Source organism: Rhizobium sp. CFBP 8762 (assembly GCF_014841565.1).
Lineage (GTDB): Bacteria > Pseudomonadota > Alphaproteobacteria > Rhizobiales > Rhizobiaceae > CFBP-8762.
The window spans coordinates 1-23,263 of sequence record NZ_JACYUD010000008.1; the positions used below are offsets into that span (position 1 = coordinate 1).

The 23,263-nt window shown below is 57.3% G+C and carries 24 protein-coding genes and 1 other RNA gene; 14 read left to right on the forward strand and 11 right to left on the reverse strand.

Going from position 1 to position 23,263, the window contains the following annotated elements; translation table 11 throughout:
• The first annotated feature begins 201 nt into the window (after window positions 1-201).
• The 3 genes from IFT84_RS16860 (at window position 202) to IFT84_RS16870 (ending at window position 3,420) form a co-directional block, all read left to right on the forward strand.
• Window positions 202-492 carry a hypothetical protein gene (locus IFT84_RS16860; protein ID WP_192121504.1) on the forward strand — a complete coding sequence of 97 codons (291 nt, stop codon included), beginning with the start codon at window positions 202-204 and terminating at the stop codon, window positions 490-492.
• Window positions 493-649: 157 nt separating this feature from the next.
• Window positions 650-2,488, forward strand: a complete 1,839-nt coding sequence (gene ilvD, locus IFT84_RS16865; RefSeq protein WP_192121506.1) for a dihydroxy-acid dehydratase — start codon at window positions 650-652, stop codon at window positions 2,486-2,488.
• A 269-nt stretch (window positions 2,489-2,757) separates the two neighbouring features.
• Window positions 2,758-3,420: an OmpW/AlkL family protein gene (locus IFT84_RS16870; protein WP_192121508.1), complete on the forward strand. Its 663-nt coding sequence runs from the start codon at window positions 2,758-2,760 to the stop codon at window positions 3,418-3,420.
• Between the two features lie 49 nt (window positions 3,421-3,469).
• Here the strand turns inward: IFT84_RS16870 and IFT84_RS16875 are convergent, their stop codons facing one another.
• The 6 genes from IFT84_RS16875 to IFT84_RS16900 form a co-directional block, all read right to left on the reverse strand.
• Entirely contained in the window at window positions 3,470-4,216 is a 747-nt protein-coding gene (locus tag IFT84_RS16875; protein WP_192121510.1) for a YebC/PmpR family DNA-binding transcriptional regulator, read from the reverse strand.
• A gap of 82 nt (window positions 4,217-4,298) precedes the next feature.
• Window positions 4,299-5,123, reverse strand: coding sequence for a TIGR00282 family metallophosphoesterase (locus IFT84_RS16880; RefSeq protein WP_192121512.1), 825 nt, complete (start codon window positions 5,121-5,123; stop codon window positions 4,299-4,301).
• Window positions 5,101-5,715, reverse strand: a complete 615-nt coding sequence (locus IFT84_RS16885) for a 5-formyltetrahydrofolate cyclo-ligase (protein WP_192121514.1) — start codon at window positions 5,713-5,715, stop codon at window positions 5,101-5,103. Before IFT84_RS16885 ends, IFT84_RS16880 begins: the two co-directional genes overlap by 23 nt.
• 42 nt (window positions 5,716-5,757) lie before the next feature.
• A non-coding RNA gene (gene ssrS, locus IFT84_RS16890) (6S RNA) lies at window positions 5,758-5,915 on the reverse strand.
• Window positions 5,916-5,966: 51 nt separating this feature from the next.
• Window positions 5,967-6,335: a cell division protein ZapA gene (locus IFT84_RS16895; RefSeq protein ID WP_192121516.1), complete on the reverse strand. Its 369-nt coding sequence runs from the start codon at window positions 6,333-6,335 to the stop codon at window positions 5,967-5,969.
• A gap of 54 nt (window positions 6,336-6,389) precedes the next feature.
• Entirely contained in the window at window positions 6,390-6,662 is a 273-nt protein-coding gene (locus IFT84_RS16900; RefSeq protein ID WP_192121517.1) for a DUF4164 domain-containing protein, read from the reverse strand.
• A gap of 126 nt (window positions 6,663-6,788) precedes the next feature.
• On the opposite strand from IFT84_RS16900, the gene IFT84_RS16905 reads away from it, so the two are divergent.
• The 7 genes from IFT84_RS16905 to IFT84_RS16935 all read left to right on the forward strand — a co-directional run bounded on the left by IFT84_RS16905 (window position 6,789) and on the right by IFT84_RS16935 (window position 14,277).
• Window positions 6,789-7,559 carry a TetR/AcrR family transcriptional regulator C-terminal domain-containing protein gene (locus tag IFT84_RS16905; RefSeq protein ID WP_192121519.1) on the forward strand — a complete coding sequence of 257 codons (771 nt, stop codon included), beginning with the start codon at window positions 6,789-6,791 and terminating at the stop codon, window positions 7,557-7,559.
• A gap of 20 nt (window positions 7,560-7,579) precedes the next feature.
• Window positions 7,580-8,092, forward strand: coding sequence for an anthrone oxygenase family protein (locus tag IFT84_RS16910; protein ID WP_192121521.1), 513 nt, complete (start codon window positions 7,580-7,582; stop codon window positions 8,090-8,092).
• 90 nt (window positions 8,093-8,182) lie between these two features.
• A complete protein-coding gene (gene tkt / locus IFT84_RS16915) occupies window positions 8,183-10,165 on the forward strand; it encodes a transketolase (protein ID WP_192121523.1) in 1,983 nt (660 codons plus the stop codon).
• An 89-nt stretch (window positions 10,166-10,254) separates the two neighbouring features.
• Window positions 10,255-11,256, forward strand: coding sequence for a type I glyceraldehyde-3-phosphate dehydrogenase (gap, locus tag IFT84_RS16920; RefSeq protein ID WP_192121525.1), 1,002 nt, complete (start codon window positions 10,255-10,257; stop codon window positions 11,254-11,256).
• A 3-nt stretch (window positions 11,257-11,259) separates the two neighbouring features.
• Window positions 11,260-11,826, forward strand: a complete 567-nt coding sequence (locus tag IFT84_RS16925) for a putative glycolipid-binding domain-containing protein (protein ID WP_192121527.1) — start codon at window positions 11,260-11,262, stop codon at window positions 11,824-11,826.
• A 12-nt stretch (window positions 11,827-11,838) separates the two neighbouring features.
• Complete coding sequence (locus IFT84_RS16930; RefSeq protein WP_192121529.1) at window positions 11,839-13,038, forward strand: phosphoglycerate kinase; 1,200 nt, start codon at window positions 11,839-11,841, stop codon at window positions 13,036-13,038.
• A 216-nt stretch (window positions 13,039-13,254) separates the two neighbouring features.
• Window positions 13,255-14,277: a class I fructose-bisphosphate aldolase gene (locus IFT84_RS16935; RefSeq protein WP_192121531.1), complete on the forward strand. Its 1,023-nt coding sequence runs from the start codon at window positions 13,255-13,257 to the stop codon at window positions 14,275-14,277.
• Between the two features lie 56 nt (window positions 14,278-14,333).
• On the opposite strand, the gene IFT84_RS16940 is transcribed toward IFT84_RS16935, so the two are convergent.
• Entirely contained in the window at window positions 14,334-14,489 is a 156-nt protein-coding gene (locus IFT84_RS16940) for a hypothetical protein (protein WP_192121534.1), read from the reverse strand.
• A 266-nt stretch (window positions 14,490-14,755) separates the two neighbouring features.
• Here IFT84_RS16940 and IFT84_RS16945 point away from each other — a divergent pair, with 266 nt between their 5' ends.
• Together IFT84_RS16945 and rcdA are read left to right on the forward strand one after the other, a co-directional pair.
• Window positions 14,756-16,045, forward strand: a complete 1,290-nt coding sequence (locus tag IFT84_RS16945; RefSeq protein WP_192121536.1) for an MFS transporter — start codon at window positions 14,756-14,758, stop codon at window positions 16,043-16,045.
• Between the two features lie 334 nt (window positions 16,046-16,379).
• The gene (gene rcdA, locus IFT84_RS16950) at window positions 16,380-16,898 is read left to right on the forward strand and encodes a protease adaptor protein RcdA (RefSeq protein WP_192121538.1); all 519 of its coding nucleotides are present in this window, start codon (window positions 16,380-16,382) and stop codon (window positions 16,896-16,898) included.
• A 53-nt stretch (window positions 16,899-16,951) separates the two neighbouring features.
• Here the strand turns inward: rcdA and IFT84_RS16955 are convergent, their stop codons facing one another.
• The gene (locus tag IFT84_RS16955) at window positions 16,952-18,358 is read right to left on the reverse strand and encodes a purine-cytosine permease family protein (protein WP_192121540.1); all 1,407 of its coding nucleotides are present in this window, start codon (window positions 18,356-18,358) and stop codon (window positions 16,952-16,954) included.
• 138 nt (window positions 18,359-18,496) lie between these two features.
• Window positions 18,497-18,718, reverse strand: a complete 222-nt coding sequence (rpmE, locus tag IFT84_RS16960; protein ID WP_192121542.1) for a 50S ribosomal protein L31 — start codon at window positions 18,716-18,718, stop codon at window positions 18,497-18,499.
• 179 nt (window positions 18,719-18,897) lie between these two features.
• Here rpmE and IFT84_RS16965 point away from each other — a divergent pair, with 179 nt between their 5' ends.
• Together IFT84_RS16965 and IFT84_RS16970 are read left to right on the forward strand one after the other, a co-directional pair.
• Entirely contained in the window at window positions 18,898-20,712 is a 1,815-nt protein-coding gene (locus IFT84_RS16965) for an ABC transporter transmembrane domain-containing protein (RefSeq protein WP_192121543.1), read from the forward strand.
• A gap of 63 nt (window positions 20,713-20,775) precedes the next feature.
• Window positions 20,776-20,964: a YegP family protein gene (locus tag IFT84_RS16970; protein ID WP_192121545.1), complete on the forward strand. Its 189-nt coding sequence runs from the start codon at window positions 20,776-20,778 to the stop codon at window positions 20,962-20,964.
• A gap of 95 nt (window positions 20,965-21,059) precedes the next feature.
• Here IFT84_RS16970 and IFT84_RS16975 read toward each other — a convergent pair whose 3' ends face one another.
• Complete coding sequence (locus IFT84_RS16975; protein WP_192121547.1) at window positions 21,060-22,091, reverse strand: peptidoglycan -binding protein; 1,032 nt, start codon at window positions 22,089-22,091, stop codon at window positions 21,060-21,062.
• Window positions 22,092-22,094: 3 nt separating this feature from the next.
• On the reverse strand, window positions 22,095-23,219 hold the full coding sequence (locus tag IFT84_RS16980; protein WP_446737613.1) for a flagellar motor protein MotA: 1,125 nt from the start codon (window positions 23,217-23,219) through the stop codon (window positions 22,095-22,097).
• Window positions 23,220-23,263: the final 44 nt, after the last annotated feature.

The following is a 23,263-nucleotide window of genomic DNA, read 5'->3' on the forward strand; positions in this document are numbered from 1 at the left end:
GATTCAGATTCGGCGGTTTTTGGGAATTCCACGAGTCAAGATTAACGACGATTGGTATAAGCGCTTTGCAACTGATCCTCATGATAGCCCGGCATTGTCCGGGCTATTTTTGTGTGAAGAGCACCCCTAAAACTGGTCATGCCCCTTTGCATAGGGTCGGCGGCGGCGTTTAAGCCCCCTCCTTTGTAAAGGAGACAATATATGAGCAAACCTGTAAACGCCCTTATCGCCTTGATCGTCGCTGTGATCGTTGGCGTCGGCTTCATGATGATCGACCGCAGCCGCGGCGCTGAATGGGTCGTGTCGCCGCAACAGATCGAACAGGCTAAAGCCGAGGGCAAACAGGGCTACGAATCTAGCCCCGGCACAGTCACCGTGCTGCCAATCCGCTCGGAAACAGCCGATGTGCTGCCGATAAAATGGGCATTGACGGGCCTTATTGCAGGTTTTTTGGTGTTCCGCGCGTTGTCAAAACGCCGCACAGCGGTTTAAAATTTCGTCGTGGCCGTGTCACAATTTCGTAAAATTTCAATAGAAAGCGTGACGCGGCGCGACTTTTGCGGTAGCAGGACTTAAAATTTCCGGTGACAGTCGCTAGATGTGAACATCCGCCCCTAGCGTTCCCCCTTTTCGTTCAAGGAAAAGCCAAATGCCTGCCTATCGCTCCCGTACAACCACCCACGGTCGTAACATGGCCGGTGCCCGCGGCCTCTGGCGCGCGACCGGCATGAAGGATGGCGATTTCGGCAAGCCGATTATCGCGGTGGTCAACTCCTTTACTCAGTTCGTGCCCGGCCACGTGCACCTGAAAGACCTCGGCCAACTGGTTGCTCGCGAAATCGAAGCCGCCGGTGGCGTTGCCAAGGAATTCAACACGATCGCCGTCGATGACGGTATCGCCATGGGCCATGACGGCATGTTGTACTCCCTGCCCTCGCGTGAAATTATCGCCGACAGTGTGGAATACATGGTCAACGCCCACTGCGCCGATGCCATGGTCTGCATTTCCAACTGCGACAAGATCACCCCCGGCATGTTGATGGCGTCGCTCCGCCTTAACATCCCATCGGTGTTCGTATCGGGCGGGCCTATGGAAGCCGGCAAGGTCGTCATGCACGGCAAGACACATGCGCTCGATCTCGTCGATGCTATGGTTGCCGCCGCCGATGACAGCATTTCGGACGAAGACGTCAAGGTCATCGAACGCTCCGCCTGTCCCACCTGCGGTTCCTGCTCCGGGATGTTTACCGCCAATTCCATGAACTGCCTGACCGAGGCTTTGGGCCTGTCTCTGCCCGGTAACGGCTCCACGCTCGCTACCCATTCGGATCGCAAGCGCCTGTTCGTGGAAGCCGGTCACCTGATCGTGGATATCGCCAAGCGCCATTACGAGCAGGACGATTACAACGTGCTGCCGCGTTCCATCGCCACCAAGGGCGCGTTTGAAAACGCCATGGCGCTGGATATTGCCATGGGTGGCTCCACCAATACGGTGCTGCATATTCTGGCAGCCGCCCATGAAGGCGAAGTCGATTTTACCATGTCGGACATCGATGCGCTGTCGCGCAAGGTTCCGGTGCTCTGCAAGGTGGCCCCGGCCAAGGCAGACGTGCACATGGAAGACGTTCACCGCGCTGGCGGCATCATGTCCATTCTGGGACAGTTGGACAAGGCTGGATTGCTCAACAACGATCTGCCCACCGTCCACTCCGCCACGCTGGGCGATGCACTGGACCGGTGGGATATTTCCCGCACGACGAGTGAAACGGCGCGCAACTTCTTCAAGGCCGCTCCCGGTGGCATTCCCACGCAGACCGCCTTCAGCCAGAGTGCGCGCTGGGACGAACTGGATGACGACCGAGAATCCGGTGTTATCCGCTCGGCCGAGCACGCCTTTTCCAAGGATGGTGGTCTGGCTGTTTTGTATGGCAATCTGGCGCTCGATGGCTGCATCGTTAAAACCGCTGGCGTCGACGACAGCATTCTGAAATTTTCCGGCCCTGCCCGTGTGTACGAAAGTCAGGATTCTGCCGTACGCAGCATTCTGGCCAATCAGGTGAAGGCTGGCGATATCGTGCTGATCCGCTACGAGGGTCCGCGCGGCGGCCCTGGCATGCAGGAAATGCTGTACCCGACCTCCTACCTCAAATCCAAGGGGCTGGGCAAAGCCTGCGCGCTGATTACGGACGGTCGTTTTTCCGGTGGTTCGTCGGGCCTGTCCATCGGCCACGTCTCGCCGGAAGCGGCTGAAGGCGGTCTGATCGGTTTGGTGAAGGAAGGCGATATCATCGAAATCGACATCCCCAACCGCACCATTCACCTCAGCGTCAACGATGCCGACCTTTCGGCCCGTCGCCTGGAGCAGGAAGCCAAGGGCTGGAAGCCGGTTGAAGTGCGCAAGCGCAAGGTCTCCAAGGCGCTGCGCGCCTATGCGGCCTTTGCCACCAGCGCATCGCGCGGTGCCATTCGCGATCTCGGCGACGAATAGCACGCCTGACACTTACCACTTGAACGTTCCGCCGCCTTTGTGAAGCACAAAGGCGGCGTTTTGTTATGAACGCTTGCCTGCTTCTAGCCGCGCTCTCTTGCAGGCGTTATCAGATGCTAATAACTGATATCTATCAATTCGTTATGTTGCGTATTCGCCACAGGCCAGCATTACCTCCGAGGGTTTCTAGCGAGTTGACTTGAATCAACCGTCCTCCCACCCTGTACCCTTACCATCTGGACGCACACAGATATCAAGAGGGCATGATCATGACGACAAGAACCTGGGTAAAGGCACTGGCAGCGGGGGCTGCGGTCTTTTTTCTGGCCAACAGCGGCCACGCGGCCGATCCGCTGGAAGCAACCGCAGAGCGCTCCGCATGGCAGCTTCGCCTGCGGGCATTGGGTGTAATCACGCGCGATTCCGGCTCGGTCAACGGTGTTGCAGGCTCGGGTCTATCCTATTCCGATACGCTTGTTCCGGAACTGGATATCTCCTACTTCTTTACCGATAACATCGCGGCCGAACTCATTCTCGGCACCACCTATGCCAAAATCCGGGGCGAGGATACCATCGCTAGTCTGGGCGAGGTCGGCAAGGTCTGGATGCTGCCACCAACCCTGACGCTGCAATATCACTTTACGGATCTCGGCAAGTTCAAGCCCTATGTGGGCGCGGGTGTGAACTACACGCTGTTCTACAACCAAAAGGCCAAGGGTGTGGCAACGGATCTGGATGTGGAGAACAAGGTCAGCCCTGCTTTGCAGGTCGGCTTCGATTATATGATGGACGACCACTGGGGCGTGAACGTCGACGTGAAGAAAATCTTCCTTCGTCCTGATTTCGACATCACAGTCGGCGGCGCGGCCCTGACGGGCAAAGCCCAGCACGATCCATGGCTGATCGGCAGCGGCATCACCTATCGCTTTTAAGTACTTAACAACTAGAGAGCGCCGATCTGAAACCGGCGCTCTACTACCGTTAAGCCGAAAGCTTGGCCATGACCTCGTCAGACACTTCGAAGTTCGAATAGACGTTCTGCACGTCATCATCGTCGTCCAGCGTGTCGATCAGCTTCATCAGCGACTGGGCTTTTTCTTCATCCACCGGCACGGTGTTCTGGGCCTTCCAGATGGCTTTTACCGTTTCGGCTTCGCCCAGCGCATCTTCCAGCGCCTTGGAGACCTGCCCCATATCTTCAAATGCGCAGATAATGGAATGGCCGTCCTCATCGCTGATCACATCATCGGCACCGGCCTCAATCGCCGCTTCCATGACCGTATCGGCATCGCCAACCGACAGCGGATAGACGATTTCGCCCACATGATCGAACGAGAAGGAGACCGAGCCGGTTTCCCCCAGCGCACCACCAGCCTTGGTGAAAATGGAGCGCACGGAAGATGCCGTGCGGTTGCGGTTGTCCGTCAGCGCTTCCACGATGACCGCCGTGCCGCCGGGGCCGTAGCCCTCGTAGCGCACTTCCTCGTAGTTTTCACCGTCCGCGCCGGAGCCTTTCTTGATCGCACGCTCAATATTATCCTTGGGCATGGACTGGGCCTTGGCGTTCTGGATCGCCAGCCGCAGGCGGGCATTCATGCTGGGGTCGGGCAGACCGGCCTTGGCCGCAACGGTGATTTCACGCGCCAGCTTGGAGAACATTTTGGACCGCACGGCGTCCTGACGACCCTTGCGGTGCATGATATTTTTAAACTGAGAATGGCCAGCCATGGCACCCCTATGCTTATTTTGCGGGCTATCAATAACCCTGTGATGTCGTGTTGAATGGCGGCGTTATAGATTTAAAGCCGCTTTACGTCCAGAACTCCGGCAAGGTTTCTGCAAGCCTTGGACCAATGCGCAGCGGCGCAATCTTTTCGGCAAGCCCCGTGCGGTCGGAAATCTCCACGCCCACACCGCAGATCGTCGCCGGACCATGGGCGGCCTCAAACCGGCCCTTCGGCATTTTGGAGATGAAGCGGTTCAGCGGCTCCTCTTTTTCCATGCCAAGCGAGGAATCGTAATCCCCGCACATACCGGCATCCGACATATAGGCCGTGCCGCCGTTTAAAATCTGGTGGTCAGCCGTCGGCACATGCGTGTGCGTTCCCACCACAAAGCTTGCGCGCCCATCGACAAAATGGCCAAAACACTGCTTCTCGCTGGTCGCTTCCGCATGAAAATCAAAGATAATTGCATCGGCCTGCTCTTTCAGCGGGCAGGCTTCCAGTATCGTTTCCGCCGCTTTGAAGGGGTCGTCCAACTCGGGGTGCATGAACACGCGGCCCATGATGTTGGCCACCAGAACGCGCGCGCCATTGCGAGCAAAATACAGGTTTGAGCCGCGACCGGGGGTGCCAGCGGGATAGTTGGCCGGCCGCAAAAACTGGTCGTGGCGCTCGCAGAAACTCACGGCCTCCTTCTGGTCCCACACGTGGTTGCCAGTGGTCACGACATCGGCCCCGGCATTGATGGTTTCCAGATAGATATCCTCGGTAATGCCGAAACCGCCTGCGGCATTTTCGCCATTGACGATGACGAAATCGAGTTTGAGGTCAGCAATCAGCCCGGGCAATTTATCCCAGACGGTCGTGCGTCCGGTTTTGCCGACCATATCACCGAGAAAGAGAAGCCGCATTGTCCGCCTGATTTCCTTTAACGAAGTTTCGCAATCCGCTTTCGGTCAATAAGGCGGAAAGGGCCACATCATGCGGCTCCGCTGGCACTGATGGCACTTCTTGCACATCAAAAGCAATGCCGATCAGCCTCGGTAAGCGGCCTTTTTCATGGAGTTTGTGAATGGCGCGGTCATAATGTCCGGCACCGTACCCGATCCGGTTGCCACGGCGATCAAAGGCAGACAGTGGCACCAGCAGAACATCGGGGTCAACAACGGGTGCAGCTGCACCGGCACTCATGGTGCCAAAACCGGCAGGGTGGAGCGCGCTGCCAGCAAGCCACTGACGAAACACGATGGTTTCCCGGTCAAGCACCGCAGGCAGGCAGAGATGAACCCCAAGGCTTTGAAAATGCGCCAGCACAGGCCGAATATCAGGCTCGGACCGAATGGGCCAGAACCCTGCCAGCATAGTCCCAGCGGGCACATTCAAAGTGTTGATGGCGTGGTGAAGCAGCGCTTGTTCGTGGGCGGCTTTCTGGTTTGGCGTCAGCGCATCGCGCTTTGCCAGCGTCATGGCCCTTAAGCGGGTCTTCTTCTCTGGTGGGGTCATCTCTCTATCCTGCAAAACCGGTCTAAGAGATGTAAGGAAAAGGTGCGATCCACACAACCGATGGATTTTTTACGATCCTGGGTGCCTACAAAGTAGGTGGGCGCCGTGTGCTTGAACCCACGGGTCCAAACAGGGACAGCTCCCAATGGATCGAGTATGGCCCCAGGGATTGTGGTTCCTGTCGGGGAGCGCAGACCGCATCTCAGATATAGAGTATGAAGCCGTGCTTCGCCAGTCTCTTGTAAACTTTATTAGGAGCCGGGGCGGCCATGCAGCTTAGCGGCAAGGCTCTGGATTTGGGTGGTCACGTCACCCAGCGCCGCTGCCAGCGCTTCCTCGGTGCGCGATGCATCTGACACTGCGGCATCGCGGCCGTGACGCAAATTCGCCGTTTCCGTTTCGAGGCTGGACAGGCGGCGCGTAATCTCGCTCAACTCATCCATGACCATAATTCCGGCCATAACCGTCAGCCGCAGATCTCCGATTTCGCCAAACTGGCTTTTGAGATGGCTGACATATTGATCGAACCGCTGGCCCAAATCGGACAGATGCTCCTGCTGCCCCTCCTCGCACGCCATGCGATAGGCCTTGCCGTCGATCATGACTGTTACTTGCGCCATTGATGTTCCCCGCTTCGCACAACGCCGCCTCTGGTTGAAGGCGTGGAATTTCTTTTATCGATCCAGAACGGCACGAATGGTTTCCATGGCCGTGACCAGCCTGCGCGATACCTCGCGGTTAACCTCTTCCAGACGATTGGCCCGAAACTCAGCCTGATCCAGTTCCTGGGCAAGCCTGGAGCGATCGGTGTTGATGCGCCGCACCTCACCCTCAACCTCGCCTCGCTCCCGCTCCTTGTCGAAACGCGCATCAATGGCATTATCGAGGCTCGCCACGGCGCCGCGCAGCTCCTCAATCGTCATCTGAACTGTCTTGCGTGTTGACATCATGTCATTCCAATACCCGATTCCGCCCGAATCGCTGCCGCCAACACCGACCGCCGGGCCCACCACACTATTAAACCGATCACGCCAGCGTCAACAACCGCGCCAAAGGACGGAACGCAATAGGCAGTGCATCAACATGTTTTTGACGATTTGGTCGATCCAATCAAAGGTCTTGCTGGCAAAGACAAGCAAAACATGGCGATTTTACACACACGAATAATTCCAGAAATTTCTAATATAGCTGCTTTACAAAGCCGTACACTTCTGTACGATTTCGACATGAAGACTGTGAAACAAAATGCGCGACAAGACCGGATTGAAACAGCTGCTTATGCTGTCCTTGAGGAATGTGGCTACAGAAGCACATCCCTCCTTGCGATTGCCAAACGGGCCAGCGTTTCTAACGAGACGCTATACAGACATTACGGTAACAAACAGGGACTGTTTCGCTCGCTGATCCAAAGCAACGCTCAAGCCGCGAAAGACCTGTTGGAAGCAGCGAAGGCTGGACAAAGCGATCCTTTGAAAACGCTGGAGGCTCTGGGACCGGTCCTGCTGGCATTGGTAACGAGCCAGAGGGCCATTATCCTTAATCGGGCAGCAGTTGGTGACGTGACAGATACCGCGACATTGGGGAAGGAGTTAGCACAGTTTGGGCGAAACACAATTGCACCGCTTGTTGTCGACATCCTGCAATCAGCCTGCGCGGCAGGTCAGCTCCGCTGCTATAACCTTGATGAGGTTGCAGAGACTTACTTTGCTTTGCTGATCGGTGATCTACAGATACGACGCGCCATTGGCACCATCGAGGAATTACAGCCTTTCGAGATTCAGGAGAGAGCCAGGCATCAATTGGGCCTGTTCTTACGTCTTTACCAATCGAACAAATTACCTTGATCTAGGCGGACATCATTCTCATGGTCAGAACACTCTATCTCTTTGCATACGTTTCCCTGCTTCTGAGCGGTGCAATCTTCGGTTTCTTTTATGCCTGGGTATGCTCTACAATGTGGGGGCTGGATAAAGCACATCCCGCTGTCGCTATTGAAGCCATGCAGGCTATGAACAGCTCTGTCCGAAATGCCGTCTTTGCTCCTGCATTTTTTGGAACACCTGCCTTCTTATTGGTAACGTCAGTCCTGAGCCACTTCTTCGGGTTCAAACGGTCAACGCTCCTGTTTGCAAGCGCAGCCATTATATACCTATGCGGAGGCCTGATTTTAACATTCGCTATTAATGTACCAATGAACGAAGCCCTTGCTTTGGTGTCTGCCCCACTGAACGTGGAAGAAGCCGCGCGCATCTGGCAGGACTATTCGTCACAATGGCAATTCTGGAACACCGTTCGCACTGTTTTCAGTGGCATAACCCTTGCTTTAACGGGCTTTGGCATTCAAGCGCTCACGCGGATGCGCGTTCAGAACGATTGACTTGGCCTGTAGGGGTGCTATGTGTCGAGTGCTTATACGGTCCTGGAGGATAGAGGCCGTCCCCTGGCAACGAACTCAAGCGGAATAGTCATGATCTCTCGCGAAAAACACGACCGGATGGCAAATGCAATCCGTTTTCTGTCCATGGATGCCGTCGAGGCCGCAAACTCCGGCCACCCCGGTCTGCCGATGGGTGCCGCCGATGTGGCAACGGTTCTATTCTCCCGTTACCTCAACTTCGATCCCAAACACCCCAACTGGCCCAACCGCGACCGTTTCGTGCTGTCAGCCGGTCACGGCTCCATGTTGATCTACTCGCTGCTGTACCTCACAGGCTACGAGGACATCGGCATTGAAGACATCAAGAATTTCCGCCAGCTCGGTGCCCGGACCGCCGGCCACCCGGAATATGGCCACGCCGCCGGCATCGAAACCACCACCGGCCCGCTCGGCCAGGGCATTGCCACGGCCGTGGGCATGGCAATCGCCGAAAAGAAGCTTGCCGACGAGTTCGGCTCCGATCTTATGGACCACTTCACCTATGTACTGGTGGGCGATGGTTGCTTGATGGAAGGCATCAGCCAGGAAGCGATTACGCTTGCAGGCCACCTCAAGCTCAACAAGATGATCGTCTTCTGGGACGACAACAACATTTCCATCGACGGTGCGATTTCCGTATCGGACTCGACAGACCAGCACATGCGCTTCCGCGCGGCCAACTGGAACACGATTGCCGTTGACGGCCATGATCCGGATGCCATTGCCGCTGCTATCGAGCAGGCACAGACATCCGACAAGCCCACGATGATTGCGTGCAAGACCGTCATCGGCTTTGGCGCGCCAAACAAGGCCGGTAGCCACAAGGTTCACGGCTCGGCACTGGGTGCTGAGGAAATTGCAGCAACCCGCAAGGCTCTGAACTGGGAATCGGAAGCTTTCGTCGTTCCGTCCGATATTCTGGACAACTGGCGTCTGGCTGGCCTGCGCTCCGTCAAGGTGCGCAAGGAATGGGAAGAGCGTCTGGAAAAGACCGATGCCGACAAAAAGGCACAGTTTACCCGCCGCTTCGCCGGCGAGCTGGAAAGTGCGCTGGCACCGGCCATTGCCGACTACAAGAAGAAGCTGGCAGAAACCAAGCCGACCCTTGCAACCCGCAAGGCATCGGAGGATGCGCTGGAAGTCATCAACGGTGTCCTGACGGAAACCATTGGCGGCTCGGCCGACCTCACCGGCTCCAACAACACCAAGACCAGCCAGACGAAGTCGATCACACCAACGGATTTCTCCGGTCGTTACCTGCATTACGGTATCCGCGAGCACGGCATGGCCGCAGCCATGAACGGCATTGCGCTCCATGGCGGCCTGATCCCCTATTCCGGCGGCTTCTTGATCTTCTCCGACTATTGCCGTCCGTCCATTCGTCTGGCCGCCCTCATGGGCATTCGCGTCATCCACGTTTTGACCCATGATTCCATTGGTCTGGGCGAAGATGGCCCGACCCACCAGCCGGTCGAGCACATGGCGGCGCTGCGCGCCATTCCGGGTCTGCTGATGTTCCGTCCGGCTGACGCCACGGAAACGGCGGAATGCTGGGAAGTTGCGCTGAACGAAAAGCATCGCCCCTCCGGCATTGCCCTGTCTCGCCAGAACCTTGTTGCGTGCCGCACCGAGTTTGAAGAAAAGAACCTGTGCGCACATGGCGCTTATGACGTTGTGTCCGCCAGCGATGCGAAGGTTACGATTTTCGCCTCCGGCTCGGAAGTGGAAATTGCGGTCAATGCCTGCAAGACACTGACCGACAAGGGTATCGCGACACGCGTTGTATCGGTTCCCTGCTTCGAGTTGTTCGACGATCAGTCGGAAGAGTACCAGCGCGCCATTATCGGCAACTCGCCGGTCAAGATTGCGGTTGAAGCCGGCATCCGTCAGGGTTGGGATCACTTCATCGGCTCGGATGGCATCTTTATCGGCATGAAGAGTTTTGGCGCTTCCGGCGCCTATAAGGAACTCTACAAGCACTTCGGCATCACGGCGGAAGCCGTCGTTGCAGCAGCGGAAGCCAAGCTTTCCTGATGTGACACGGTTGGGCGCTCACTTATTGTGCGAACAATAGGGTGCCCAACCTATTTCACGGTCTGATTTTTGTTTCAGGAGCACTATCAATGACAGTTAAAGTCGCCATCAACGGCTTCGGCCGCATCGGCCGCAACATTCTGCGCGCCATCGTTGAATCCGGCCGCACGGACATTGAGGTCGTTGCCATCAACGATCTCGGCCCGGTTGAAACCAATGCACACCTCATTCGCTACGATTCGGTCCACGGCAAATTCCCCGGCACCGTTACGGTCACTGGCGACACCATCGATGTGGGCCGTGGCCCGATCAAGGTAACAGCCATCCGCGACCCCAAGGAACTGCCATGGGATGGCGTCGATATCGCCATGGAATGCACGGGCCTTTTCACAACCAAGGAAAAGGCGTCTGCCCATCTGTCCAACGGTTCCAAGCGCGTGATCGTGTCGGCACCGTGCGATGGCGCGGACAAGACCATCGTGTACGGCGTCAACCACAGCGCGCTGACCAAGGATGATCTGGTCATTTCCAACGCATCCTGCACTACCAACTGCCTTGCACCCGTTGCCTATGTCCTGATGAAGAGCATCGGCATCGAAAAAGGCTACATGACCACGATTCACTCCTACACGGGTGATCAGCCAACGCTCGATACCATGCACAAGGACCTGTACCGCGCCCGCGCTGCAGCCCTGTCCATGATCCCGACATCGACGGGTGCCGCCAAGGCCGTTGGCCTGGTTCTGCCGGAGTTGAAGGGCAAGCTCGATGGCTCATCCATCCGCGTTCCAACGCCGAACGTATCGGTCGTGGATCTGAAGTTCGTGCCGTCGCGCAAGGTTACGGCTGAGGAAGTCAACGCTGCCCTTAAGGAAGCCGCTGAAGGCGAACTGAAGGGTATCCTGGGCTACATCACCGAGCCGCTCGTCTCCATCGATTTTAACCATGATGCGCATTCGTCCACCGTGGCAGCGGATCAGACCAAGGTTCTGGATGGCGATTTCGTGCGTATCCTGTCCTGGTACGACAATGAGTGGGGTTTCTCCAACCGCATGTCGGATACGGCTGTTGCCTTCGGCAAGCTGATCTAAACCATGTTTCGCCCCCTTCCCTCGTCCCTCACTGTGCGCTGGCGCCCAGCCGAGGGAGACGGGTTGGAGCATATGACGATAACCTCTTCCGGCGCGGGCTTCCGCGCCGGAAGTGTTTTGATCGGCGAGCGCGGCGGGCAGCCTTACGGTATGCACTATCGCATCGATTGCAATGCCCAGTGGGAGGTCACATCCTTCCGGGTGGAAAACAATCATGGGCAGCGGCTGGCTTTACGCAGCCCAAAGCCCGGCCATTGGCTGGATGAAGCAGGCCAGTTGGTCGAGCACCTGACAGGCTGCGTGGATATCGATCTGTCCGGCACCCCCTTCACGAACACGCTTCCCATTCGCCGCCTGTCGCTCAACATGGACAGCGGCCCCGTGGCTTTCAAAATGCTGTATGTGCCTTTTGAAACCCTGCAGCCCGTTCCCGACCATCAGATTTACACCTGCCTGACCAATGGCAAACTCTATCGCTATGCGGCGGCAGACCGGACCTTTACGGCCGATCTGCCGGTGGATGATTTCGGCCTGGTGACCGATTATCCCACGCTATTCAAACGACACTGACCGGAGACTCTCATGACCTTCAATACCCTTGATGACCTGACCGACATTGCCGGAAAGCGCGTGCTGGTACGCGTGGACCTCAACGTTCCCGTAAAAGATGGCAGGGTAACAGATGCCACACGCATCGAGCGGGTCGCCCCCACCATCCGCGAACTGTCGGAAAAGGGTGGCAAGGTTATTCTTCTGGCGCATTTCGGTCGTCCGAAGGGAGAGGCCGTCGCGGACATGTCGCTTGCGCTGATTGCGCCCGCCGTTGAAGACATCCTTGATCAGCGGGTCCACTTTGCTGCCGATTGCATTGGCGACAAGGCCGCAAGCGCCATAGCAGAGCTGAAGAACGGGGATGTTCTGCTGCTGGAAAACACCCGCTTCTACAAAGGCGAGGAAAAGAACGACGCTGATTTCGCAGCGGCGCTGGCTGCCAATGGCGATATCTACGTGAATGACGCGTTTTCCGCCGCGCACCGCGCCCATGCCTCTACGGAAGGCCTTGCCCGGCATCTGCCTGCCTATGCGGGCCGCACCATGCAGGCGGAACTGGAAGCGCTGGAAAAGGGTCTGGGCAAGCCGAAGAAGCCGGTCGTCGCCATTGTTGGCGGCGCCAAGGTTTCCACAAAGATTGACCTGTTGATGAACCTCGTCACCAAGGTGGATGCTCTGGTGATCGGCGGCGGCATGGCCAACACATTTCTGGCTGCAAAAGGCATCAACGTTGGAAAATCGCTGTGCGAGCACGACCTTGCCGATCTCGCCAACCAGATTATGGCGAAGGCTGAAACGGCCAATTGCGCCATCGTGCTACCAGTAGACGGTGTCGTCGCTCGCGAGTTCAAGGCGGGCGCGGACAATGAGGTCGTGTCTATTGAAGCCATTCCCGCCGATGCCATGGTGCTGGATGTCGGCCCGAAGTCGGTCGACGCGATCAATGATTGGATTTCCAAGGCGGCCACACTGGTGTGGAACGGACCTTTGGGCGCTTTTGAAATTGCGCCGTTCGACAAGGCCACCGTTGCAGCGGCCAAGCATGCCGCATCGCGCACAAAGAGCGGCAATCTGGTTTCCGTCGCCGGTGGTGGCGATACCGTATCCGCGCTCAACCATGCAGAGGTTGCCGACGACTTCTCCTACGTTTCGACAGCGGGCGGCGCGTTCCTGGAGTGGATGGAAGGCAAGCCCCTGCCCGGCGTCGATATCCTGAACCAGTCCAGGTAAGCCTATCCATCAGTGACCAAAGGCCGCAGTCGGTGCAGATACCTGCTGCGGCCTTTGCACGTCCACCTCCAATATGCACCTTGAAACGCCCAATCAAAATTCTTCTGATATTTCAAACGATTAAAAAAAATTCAATCGTTTTAGGTCGCTTCGGCGGTATTTTCGGGCTCTTTCACATCTGCTATCGCAAACCATCTTGACAATGGGAGTTGCAGCATGAGCGAGAGAATCGAAGATATTGCCGTGGCTATGGTCGCCCCCGGCAAGGGACTTCTGGCGGCGGACGAGTCCACAGCGACGATCGGCAAGCGTTTTGAAACGATTGGGCTGGAGTCCACCGAGACCTCTCGCCGCGACTATCGCGAAATGCTGTTTCGCGCCAATGAAGGCATGAGCCATATTTCCGGTGTCATCCTCTACGAGGAAACGCTGTTTCAAAAAGCGGCCGATGGCACGCCGCTGGTAGACCTGATCCGCGCCGCCGGTGCCGTTCCAGGCATCAAGGTTGATACGGGCGCAAAGCCGATGGCGCATTTTGCCGATGAGACCGTAACCGAGGGCCTTGATGGCTTGGCCGGTCGATTGGCAAAATACTATGAAGCGGGCGCGCGTTTTGCCAAATGGCGCGGTGTTCTTGCTGTATCCGATGTGCTGCCAAGTGCCGGTGCCGTTCGCGCCAATGCCCATGCGCTGGCGCGCTACGCTGCTCTCTGCCAGGAGGCCGGTATCGTTCCGATGATCGAGCCTGAAGTTCTGATGGACGGTACGCCGGGTGATCACTCCATCGAGCGCAGCCAGGACGTGACCGAATACGTTCTGCGCGTGACTTTTGAGGAACTGGCTGCCCAGCGCATCAACCTTGAAGGCATGATTTTGAAGCCCAGCATGGTGATCGATGGCAAGAAGGCCCGCAAGGCCTCTGTCGATGAAGTGGCCGAGCGCACCGTGCGGGTGTTGAAGAACACCGTTCCCGCATCCGTTCCGGGCATCACCTTCCTGTCGGGCGGCCAGAGCACCGAGGAAGCGACCGCGCATCTCTCCGCCATGAATGCCGATTATGATCTGCCATGGCCGCTGACATTCTCCTACGGCCGCGCGCTGCAGACCGAAGGTTTGACCGCATGGGGCGGTAAGCCTGAAAATGTTGCCGCTGGTCAACGCGCCTTTGCGCACCGAGCCAAAATGTGCGGCCTGGCCGCCAAAGGCGGCTGGAAGATCGAGCTGGAAAAAGCCGCGTAAGTCTCGTTTCCATCCACAATATGACGAAGCCACCTCGCTCTGCGGGGTGGCTTTTTTCATGGACGAATGAGTATCGTCACCATCATCAGCGCAATGGCACCAACGGCAATTTTCCAGAAATCGCGCCGCTTGCGCAAACCCGGGAGCCCCAAAGGTTTGATGAGGTGAATGACCATAGCCAGCAACAGCAGCAGGGCCAGTAATTTCGACATGGCGGCTCTTTCGTTTTCAGAGTTAACGTCATATCGCGGACACGTTTACAGGCAATCAAAGAAAATCATATTTCGACGCCAATCACATTTTTCACGGCGCAGCCGCACTGGCTTTTATAAACTTTAACGTTGCTGCATAATTCCTTTATTCGGAATTGAAATTGGGAAGAAATTATGCAGCATTTTATGGTGCTACAGCGTCCTTTGCGCGTCATATCTGACGCGCGGCGCTGTCGTATTTTTGCGACTCAAACCTTGGCATGATCATGAAAACAAACCTGCTTTCCGTGTTTGCACTGTTGTTGGGAACCTTGTTTGTCTTTCTGGGAAATGGCCTGCACGGGTTGCTGCTGCCTGTTCGGGGTGCGGCGGAAGGCTACTCTTCCACCACGCTCGGCCTGCTCGGCACATCCTGGGCCAGTGGCTTCGTGCTGGGCTGCCTGCTGGCCCCCAACATCGTCAAACGCACCGGCCATGTGCGGGCGTTCAGCGGCTTCGCAGCCCTGCTGGCCATCGTGGCGTTGCTGACGGGTATCATGGTGGACCCGATCTGGTGGATTGCGCTGCGCGCCATTACCGGTTTTTCCACCGCAGGCACCTGCATGATCATTGAGAGTTGGCTCAACGAGCGGGCGACCAATGAGAGCCGGGGCATGATCTTCTCGCTCTATATTGCCATTACCCTGTTTGGCGTGGTCGGCGGACAGATGATCCTGCCGCTGGGCGATACCTCCACGCCGATCCTGTTCATGGTGATTGGCATCGTCTATTGCCTCGCTATGCTGCCGACAACCCTGTCAACTGCCGCTTCCCCGCAGCCCCTCAACACGGTGCGTCTGGATCTCCCCAGCCTGTTGCGTACATCACCGGTCGCGTGCATCAGCATCGTGTTCGTGGGCGTCGCCAATGGTGCATTCGGCACGCTTGGCCCTGTCTTCGGGCGTGAAGCCGGATTAGCCGACAGCACGATTGCCATCATGATGAGTGTCACCATTTTTGCAGGTGCAATCATGCAACTGCCCGCCGGGCGTCTGTCCGACCGGATCGACCGGCGCTATGTGGTTGCCGGACTGGCCGCAATCGGCGGTGTGGCAGGCCTGCTGATGTTTGCCGTCCAACCGGCGAACGTGACGTGGCTGCTGATCCTCATCGCGGTCTACGGGGCTACGGCCAACGCAATTTATCCGGTCGCCGTTGCCCACGCCAATGATTTTACGAGTTCGGAAGACTTCGTAAAGGTAGCGGGTGGACTGCTGCTGCTTTACGGTATTGGTACGATTATCGGCCCGACGATCAGTGGTCCGGTCATGTCGAATTTTGGTCCCTACGCGCTGTTCGGCGTCACGGCAACGGCCCATTTGTTGATTGCAGGCTACGCCGTCTTCCGCAGCCGCCGCCGCGCAGCCCTGCCGGTGGAAGAGCGCGATGCGTATACGGCTACAGTTACATCGGGAACGATGATTACGCCGGAAAGCCTGCAACTCTCCCCCAATGCTGCTCCCTTCCCCGATGAGGAAGCAGTAGCAGCGGAAGAACCGCTGGCTCAGGCCTGGTAACATCAGACAAATTTGTTAACCATAAAGTAATTGATACTGTATATGACAGAGATAGTCGGTTTTTCCGGCCTCAGACAATGATCCTTCTGGTGAATAGCTCTGATTTTCTCCCTGTTTTACCTTGAGAGCCGCGAAAGCGGCTCTTTTTTTGTGCAATTTAGGCCGCAACGGTGGAGAACTTTACAAGACCTGTGGAGATTAACCTTTCTTTAAGAATATACTTGCGCGAACCGCGTTATAGGATCATTCTAATATGAGGTATTGAGCGGCGGAACCTTTGCAATGGTCTGTCGTTCGCGTGTTTGAGTGATGCGTTAACTAGGGAATACAGAGCATGTCCGATAGAGGATTGAACACTGTCAGCTTCGCTGGTCACGCAGCTTCATCTGCACAGTTCAAAGGTTTGTACGCCGAAGGCATGGGTCTGGTGGAAGAAACCGCTGCCTATCTCGATGGCGACGGACGCAATGCATCCAAGGTTCTGCCGCGCATGGCATCCGTTCTGTATTCCGCCGAGTCCATGCGTCTGACAACCCGGCTGATGCAAATGGCCTCATGGTTGCTGTTGCAACGAGCTGTCAACAATGGCGAAATGTCGCGCGACCAGATCATGTCCGAGAAGAACAAGGTTCGCCTCGACACATTCAACGTAGACCGCGACGCACCCGGCTGGTCCGAACTGCCGGAATCGTTCCGTGATCTGGTTGAGCGGTCACAGCGTTTGCAGAAGCGGATTGCGCTGCTGGATCGTGAAATCTATCGTCCGCATGAGTTGCCCGCGTTCGTGCCCGACAACCAGAACAGCGTGCAGGCGCAGATCAGCCTGTTGCAGACGGCGTTCGGGCAAAGCTAAGCCGTTATATTTTGAGAATAAGCAGCCCGCCGGCGATGCCAGCGGGCCTTTTGTTATGCCTTGCGGCCATCCGGCAAGATCATACCATCGGGCACGCTCTGGCGTTTGCGGGCCAGCACGTAATAAAGCACAGAGGTGAAAATCAGCCCGACGATCCAGGAAATATCCGTACCGTTCAGCATCCGTGCCGCAAAGCCCTGGTACAGCGCCTGGTTCAGAAACGGTATCTGTATCAAGACACCAGCAATATACGAGCCGAGTGCAGGCCAGTTATAGGCACCGTAGCGTCCATTTGGATCGTAAAGCGCCGGGATATCGACCCGCTCTTTGGATATCAGGTAGTAATCCACGAGATTGACAGCACTCCACGGCACGAAGACGGCCAGCAACACCAGAATGAAATTCTTGAAGTTGTTGAGAAAGTCAGCGCTGGCAAGCAGTGCCACCACCATGGACACGGCTACGAAGCCAATGATGTAGGCCATGCGTGCCGCTTGTGAGATCGTGCGCTGATTGCTGAACGAGCTGACAGTCGTCAGCATGGTCATAAAGCCGCCATAGGCATTCAGGCAGTTGACGGTGAGCTTTCCGGCAACAATGGTCATGAAGGCCACAGCCGCGAAGGCGGGACCGGCCAGTTCGCCCATGAAGCCGACCTGATTCTTCAGGAAGTTTCCGCCGAGCGCTGCGATCAGCACACCAAATGTCATGGCCAGTTGCGCACCGATGACGCTTCCAAAGAACGTATAGTTGAACGTGGCCGTCTTGCTGGTGCTGGACGGCAGATAGCGAGAGTAGTCGGCAACATAAGGTGCAAACGTCATCTGCCAGCTCGCCGAGAGGGCCACCGCCAGCAGGAAGGTGGAGATGGTGAATGGTTTTTGCCCGAACGCCAATGCCACATCATAGGTCGAGAACAGCCGGTAGGTGAGATACGCAAAACCGATGAGGCTGATGATGGTCGCAACGCGACCAACCAAATGGATCAGCTTATAGCCGACGATGGCCACCACCGCTGTCATGCCGCCAAACAGCAGAATGCCGAACTCCGGCCGCGAAACACCGAACAGCAGGTTGAGTGCCTGACCCGACAGAACCGTGCCCGTTGCAGCGAAGCCAACATACATCAGCACCACTAGAATCAGTGGCAATGTTGCACCCTTGACACCGAACTGTGCACGGCTGGAGATCATCTGTGGCAGGCCAAGCCTTGGCCCCTGCGCGGAGTGCAGCGCCATGACGATACCGCCGAGAATATTGCCAATCAGCAGCCCGATAATAGCCGCGAGCGCCTCCGCGCCGAAAACAATGGCCAGAGCACCATCCACGACAGCCGTGATCTGCAAGTTCGCGCTGAACCAGAGTGTAAACTGGTTATGGGGATGGCCATGCCGCTCTCGCTCCGCCACCATTTCAATCGTGCGGGTCTCAACCACCCCGCCGCCTGCCTGCTGTGTCATTCGTTCCCTCATGTATCGTCATTATGTCTATACATGTAAACGGAGAGAAGACACAGCGTCAAGAACGGGGCAAACGGCAGGCAAAGAAAAAGCCCGGGGAAACCGGGCTTTAGCAAACGCTCAAGACTAGAAACGGTCTTAGAGACCAAGACCTTCGAAACGCTTCTTGAACTTGGAAACGCGACCGCCACGGTCCATCAGCTGCTGGTTGCCACCAGTCCAGGCCGGGTGCGACGTAGGATCGATTTCAAGGTTCATGGTTGCGCCTGCCGAACCCCATGTGGAACGGGTTTCGTACTCGGTACCGTCGGTCATGACCACCTTGATCATGTGGTAGTCGGGATGGATATCAGCCTTCATAACACTCTTCCTGCTGTGGTCCAATTGACGCACATCATTGCGTCATCGCGACCGAACACGTAAATGAAGCCGTAGACCGCTTGGCAACGGCTCGCCAATTTGATTGCGTGCCTATACATGAAGGCCAAGAGGATAACAAGTGCTGCAACCCATGGATATCCGTCTGTGTGCGCTGTGGCATGATCGGGGGTAGCGTGACAAAAAAACCGGATACAGCAACAGGCCGCCCGTCGGTTCGGCCCCTCGCCAAGGTTCTGCCCTATATAGCGCGCTACAGAGGTCTGGTGACCGGTGCGTTGATCTGCCTGACGCTTGCTGCCATCACCACACTGGTTCTCCCGCTTGCCGTGCGCCGTATGGTGGACCACGGATTTTCATCCTCCGATGCCGGCTTCATCAACACCTATTTCGGCATGCTGATGGTGCTGGCGGTGCTGCTGGCGCTGGCGAGCGCCGGGCGGTACTATTTTGTCATTACGCTGGGCGAGCGAATCGTCTCCGATCTGCGCCGGGATGTGTTCAACCATGTCACGCGGTTGTCGCCCGCTTTTTTCGACGTCACGCAGTCCGGCGAAATTGTCTCCCGGTTAACCGCCGATACCACGCAGATCAAATCTGCCGTGGGCGCAACTGCATCGGTGGCGCTGCGCAACATGATTCTCTGTATTGGCGCCATCGGCATGATGGTGATCACCAGTCCCAAATTGTCGAGCATGGTGCTGGCGGCCATTCCCATCATCGTGTTTCCTCTCGTGGCCTTTGGCCGCTCCGTGCGCCGCAGGTCGCGTGAGGCGCAGGATACGCTGGCCGCCGCCTCTGCATTTGCAGGTGAATCGATTTCCGCAACCCGCACCGTTCAGGCCTTCAATGGCGAGGAAGCCGCGCGTGCGCGCTACGCCGCATCGGTGGAAAGCGCCTATGAGGCCGCGCGCGCCGCCGTGCGGGCCCGGTCCTTCCTCACCGGCATTGCGATCATGATGATTTTCGGCAGCGTTGTGGCGGTTCTGTGGTTCGGAGCGCAGGATGTGCTGGCGGGTGCCATGACAGCCGGTACACTCGGTCAGTTCCTGCTCTACTCCGTGTTTGCCGCAGGCAGCCTCGGTGCTCTTTCGGAAGTATGGGGCGAGCTTTCGCAGGCCGCTGGCGCAACCGAGCGCCTCGGGGAACTGCTCGACGAGCAGCCGCAGATCCGGACCCCTGCCAACCCCGCCACCCTGCCCCAGCCGCCTTTGGGTGAGGTGGCGTTCGATTCCGTCAGCTTCGCCTATCCATCGGCACCGGACACGCAGTCCCTGAAAGGTTTGTCATTCACGGTTGCCAAGGGAGAAACGGTGGCCATTGTCGGTCCCTCCGGCGCGGGTAAAAGCACGATCTTTTCCCTGCTGTTGCGCTTTTATGACCCCCTGTCGGGCTCCGTTATGGTTGATGGCGTCGATGCCCGTTCTGTAGACCCGAAAGCCCTGCGTGAGCGGTTTGCAATCGTGCCTCAGGATGTGTCGATGTTTGCGGCATCCATTCGCGACAACATTGCCTTTGGCGCGCCCGATGCGACCCTGGAACAGGTGCAGGCGGCAGCGGTGGCGGCGCAAGCCGATGAGTTCATCAACCGGCTGGATCAGGGCTATGATTCACAGGTGGGAGAACGTGGGGTCATGCTATCGGGCGGCCAACGCCAGCGCATCGCCATTGCCCGTGCAATCCTGAAAAACGCTCCCGTGCTGCTGCTCGACGAAGCCACCTCGGCTTTGGACGCGCAAAGTGAGACACTGGTGCAGAAGGCGCTGGACGGACTGATGCGGCAGCACACCACCATTGTGATTGCTCACCGGCTTGCCACTGTGCTGAAAGCCGACCGGATCCTGGTCATGGATCAGGGCCGGATTATTGAGGAAGGTACCCACGCCGAACTGCTGCGCGAAGCTGGCCTGTATGCGAAGCTGGCACGTCTGCAATTCGACCATGGTCACGAAACCATGCTGGATGCTGCACAATAGAGCTATTGAATCCAGAAGCTTGCACGTTACTTTAGACGGCGATCAACCACGAGAGGTGCCATTATGTATAAGTTCGAGATCTTCCGGGATGCACAGGGCCAGTTTCGCTTTAACCTTCGGGCACCCAATGGTGAGGTTATGCTGGCATCCGAAGGATATACGACCAAGGCATCGGCTCACGCCGCCATCGAGTCGATCAAGGCCAATGCCGCCGGTGCTTTGACTGTCGATAAGACGAGCATGACGGCATAAAATCAGCGTACAAGGTTAAATATTGCCACTGCCAACGTCGCAAGCGAAAGAGCGTCAGCCCCTGAACCTCATAGACTGTATAGTCAAATGAACCGTCAGCGCTCTGTCAGCTTCAACTCAATCCGGCGGTTTGTGGCGCGTGATTCCGGCGTGTCGCCTTCCGCCAGCGGCTGAAACTCTCCAAAGCCCGCAGCCACAAGCCGGTTTGCGGGCACGCCTTTGCTGATAAGATATTTGACCACGGATGTGGCGCGTGCGGAGGATAGCTCCCAGTTATCGGCGTAACGGCCAGAGCCGGACAGGGGCACGTTGTCCGTATGTCCATCCACGCGCAGCACCCAGTTAATCTCGGGCGGTATCTCGCGCGCAAGGTCCAGCAGGGCAGTGGCCAGCTTGTCCATCTCGCCCGCGCCGGCGGGGTTCAGCGCATTGCCACCCGATGGAAACAACACTTCGGACTGAAACACAAAACGGTCCCCGACGATGCGGATGTTTTCCCGATCCGACAGTATCTCCCGCAAGCGCCCAAAGAAATCCGACCGGTAACGGTTCAGTTCCTGCACACGCTGAGCCAAGGCTACATTCAGGCGTCGTCCAAGATCGGAAATCTTGGTCTGAGACGCAGCGTCTTTTGCCTCCGAAGCGTTCAAGGCCGCCTCAATCGCAGCAATCTGGTTGCGCAAGGCCGCGATCTGCTGGTTCAACAGCTCGATCTGGCTCATGGCCCGTGCACTCACCTGCTTTTCATTAGCAAGGGACTCGGTCAGCGTCCCGATCTGGTTTTGCGCCGTGCCGGATGCGCCGCTATCCTGATCGAGCAACGACTGCAACCGCGAGCGCTCCCCTTCGGACTGGCTGAGTGACGCCTGGAGATTGGCCAGCGAGTCCTCCAGATCCTGCTTGCCGCTTTTTTCCAGCGCCAGAAGCTGCGTTAATTCATTGATCTGGCTGTTGAGGCGGTTCAGCACCTCGTCCTTGCCGCTGATTTCGCGGCTCAGCAGAAATTGCGCCAGCACGAACACGGACAGAAGGAACATGATGGCCAGAAGCAGGGTCGATAGCGCATCGACGAAGCCCGGCCAGTAATCAATCGTGCGCTCCCGGCGACGGTTGCGGGACAAAGCCATGGATTATTCCCCTGCCGATTCGCTCGGGGGGCGGCGTTGGGGAATCGGACGTGAAGGCGGTGCAACCTCACCAAGCTGGCCAAGCTGCGCCGTCAGCCGGTCCATGGTGCGGCGCATGGCTTTGGCCTCTTCCTGCTGCGCCTCGATCCAGTCGCGCAGCATCTGCTGCTCGCTGCGCATGTTTTTCACCAGCCCCTGAATGCCATCGGCCAGTGTCGCCATGGCAGCGGTCGTGCGCTGGCTGGCGCTGCCGTCTCCGGCGATGTGGGCAATCTGTTCACTCAGGAGACGCAGGCTGTCATTGCCCGTATCAACACCGGTGGCCTGAATGCCATCGCTAACATCTGTTACAGACGAGAGCCAGTTTTCAAGATCGGTATAAAACCGGTTCTGTGCGCGGCCCGCCTGCAAATCCAGAAAGCCAAGGATCAGCGACCCGGACAAGCCGAACAGCGAGGTGGAAAACGCCGTGCCCATGCCCGCCAAAGGCGCCGACAGGCCACTTTTCAAGGCCGATAGCACATCCTCGGTGTTGCCGGAGCCCGCATCCAAAGACTGGATGACCGTATTGATGGAACCAATCGTGCCGAGCAGACCCCAGAACGTGCCGAGAAGACCCAGAAACACCAGAAGGCCGATCAGATAGCGCGAAGTATCGCGCGACTCGTCCAGACGGGTGGCGATGGAATCCAGAATGGAGCGCAGCGCCGTGGTGGAAATCGCCATGGAATGACGCTGACCGATGAGCGCGCGCATGGGTGCCAGCAGCACCGGCTCCCGCCCCACCTTATCCGCACTTCCGGCAGCACGGAACGAGTTGAACCAGCGCACTTCTGGACGAAGGGTCAGCACCTGATTGAACACCAGAAGAATGCCGATCAGCAGGACACCGAGAATAAGCCCATTCAGGCCGGGATTGCTGACAAACGCAGCATGGGCCTGACGAAACAGAATCGCACCGACAAAGCCCACGATGATGAGAAAGATCACCATGGTCCAGAAAAACACCATAGGGCTCGAAAGCTTCTGCGGATTGTATCGCTCGCCCTCCGGCTGCGTCGCATCCCAACCCGACAGTGACAACTTCGCCATATTCCAGTCTCTCTTCCCGTGATGCCGTCCATTCATTTGGTCGCGAAGTTACAACAGGATCAAAAAAAACCCTACCATTT